We start from the raw sequence: 1661 nt of genomic DNA on the forward strand, positions 1-1661 counted from the left end.
CAGACCCCATTCACCAGCAGCCAGACCGGCATGAATTACGGCACCGTCACCGTATCGCTGGGCATCTGCATGGCCTCGGAGGCGGAAACCCCGAGGATCTCTACACCAAGGCGGACCGCGCGCTTTATCGCTCCAAGGTCGGCGGCCGCAACCGTGTGACAAGGCACTCGGCCACGGCCGGCCGGGCCGGCAAAGGCTGGCTGCTTTACAAGAAAGACTGACATTACCCTTTCCAGAAGAATTTTTGTGAACTATATTTTCCACAGAAATGAAAGGGTGCGCATATGCAACGTCCAGTCGCGGCCGCGGCGGCGGCCGAGAACGCCGTCATCACCAAGGCCACGCTGCGCGCGGCCGACCTGCTCGACATCACCGCCAGGACGCTCGCTTTGGTCATCGGCGTGTCGGAGGCAACGGTCTCGCGCATGCGCAAACAGGAGTTCCTGCTCGAACGCGGCACCAAGCCGTTCGAGCTGGCGGTGCTGTTCGTGCGCCTGTTCCGCTCGCTCGACGCCATCGTCGGCGGCGACGAGACTGTGGCGCGGGCATGGCTGAGGAATCCCAACATCACGCTCGACGGCACGCCGCTCGAGAAAATCCTGACCATTGCCGGACTTGTCGATGTCATTGCCTACCTGGACTCCCGGCGCGCTCTCGTTTGAGGCCGTCAGACTCGAAGGCAAATACTGGCGCATGGTGGAGGCGCAGCACCGCGTGTCGACCCTCAAGCTGGTCGACACGCTCGACGAGCAGTCGCTGCTCGAGGACCTCGTCGAGGACACCAAGCCCCATATCCCGCTGGAATGCCGCCACCTCCATTATCTGCTGGCGACGCCTTTCCGCTACGGCTCCGTCTATCCTTACGGCTCGCGCTTCCGTCGCGCGGGCAAGACGAAAGGCGTCTACTACGCGGCCGAGACGGTGCTGACGGCGGTGGCGGAGATGGCCTTCTACCGCTTGCTGTTCTTTGCGGAATCGCCGGCGACGCCATGGCCGAACGATGCGGCGGAATACACCGCCTTCGCCGCCGCGATCAAGTGCGAGCGCGCGATCGACCTGACGCGGCCGCCGCTCGATCGGGACGATAAGGCCTGGACGCTGCCCACCGATTACACCGCCTGCCAGGCGATCGCCGATGTCGCGCGCGAAGCCGAGATGCAGGCGATCCGCTATCGTTCGGTGCGCGATCCGAAGGGCGCCAACATCGCTTTGTTGACCTGCAAGGGCTTTGCCAAGGCCAAGCCGCTGGAGCCGCAGACCTGGCGCATCCGGATCGGCTCTTTCGGCCTGCAGGCGATCTGCGAGTTCCCCGACAAGCGGCTGGAATTCTCACGCACCGCTTTTGCCGATCCGCGACTGGCCGGCATGCGTTGGGAACGCGGCCACTGAACTCGGAAAACTCTCTCGAGGTTCAGGACGGGCCGGCAGTTAGCTATGCCAGGATGTTGACCGCCCGCGCCGCCACCAGCGCGATCGTCAAGAGCGAGATCATCGCTTCGGCCATCATCAGGAGCTTTGCGCGCTGCGTGAGCGGCAAGGTGTCGGTCGGCGAGAAGGCGGTGGCGTTGGTGAAAGCCAGGAAGAAATAGTCCACAAACCCCGGCAGCCAGCCTTGTATCTCGCGATCTGGCAGCGTCATTTGCGGGAACAGGAAGTCGGCC

General features: G+C 63.7%; 2 protein-coding genes and 2 pseudogenes. 3 read left to right on the forward strand and 1 reads right to left on the reverse strand.

What is annotated here, in order from left to right:
• The 3 genes and pseudogenes from EOA28_RS39755 to EOA28_RS35105 form a co-directional block, all read left to right on the forward strand.
• Nucleotides 1-221: pseudogene (locus EOA28_RS39755) on the forward strand (diguanylate cyclase); the annotation flags it as partial.
• Nucleotides 222-284: 63 nt separating this feature from the next.
• The gene (locus EOA28_RS35100) at nucleotides 285-662 is read left to right on the forward strand and encodes an antitoxin Xre/MbcA/ParS toxin-binding domain-containing protein (RefSeq protein WP_042644375.1); all 378 of its coding nucleotides are present in this window, start codon (nucleotides 285-287) and stop codon (nucleotides 660-662) included.
• The gene (locus EOA28_RS35105; protein WP_127250164.1) at nucleotides 622-1389 is read left to right on the forward strand and encodes an RES family NAD+ phosphorylase; all 768 of its coding nucleotides are present in this window, start codon (nucleotides 622-624) and stop codon (nucleotides 1387-1389) included. Before EOA28_RS35100 ends, EOA28_RS35105 begins: the two co-directional genes overlap by 41 nt.
• A gap of 43 nt (nucleotides 1390-1432) precedes the next feature.
• Here EOA28_RS35105 and EOA28_RS35110 read toward each other — a convergent pair.
• Nucleotides 1433-1661, reverse strand: a pseudogene (locus EOA28_RS35110) (hypothetical protein); the annotation flags it as partial.

It is taken from the genome of Mesorhizobium sp. M2A.F.Ca.ET.067.02.1.1, assembly GCF_004023285.1.
In the GTDB taxonomy this organism is placed as follows: domain Bacteria; phylum Pseudomonadota; class Alphaproteobacteria; order Rhizobiales; family Rhizobiaceae; genus Mesorhizobium.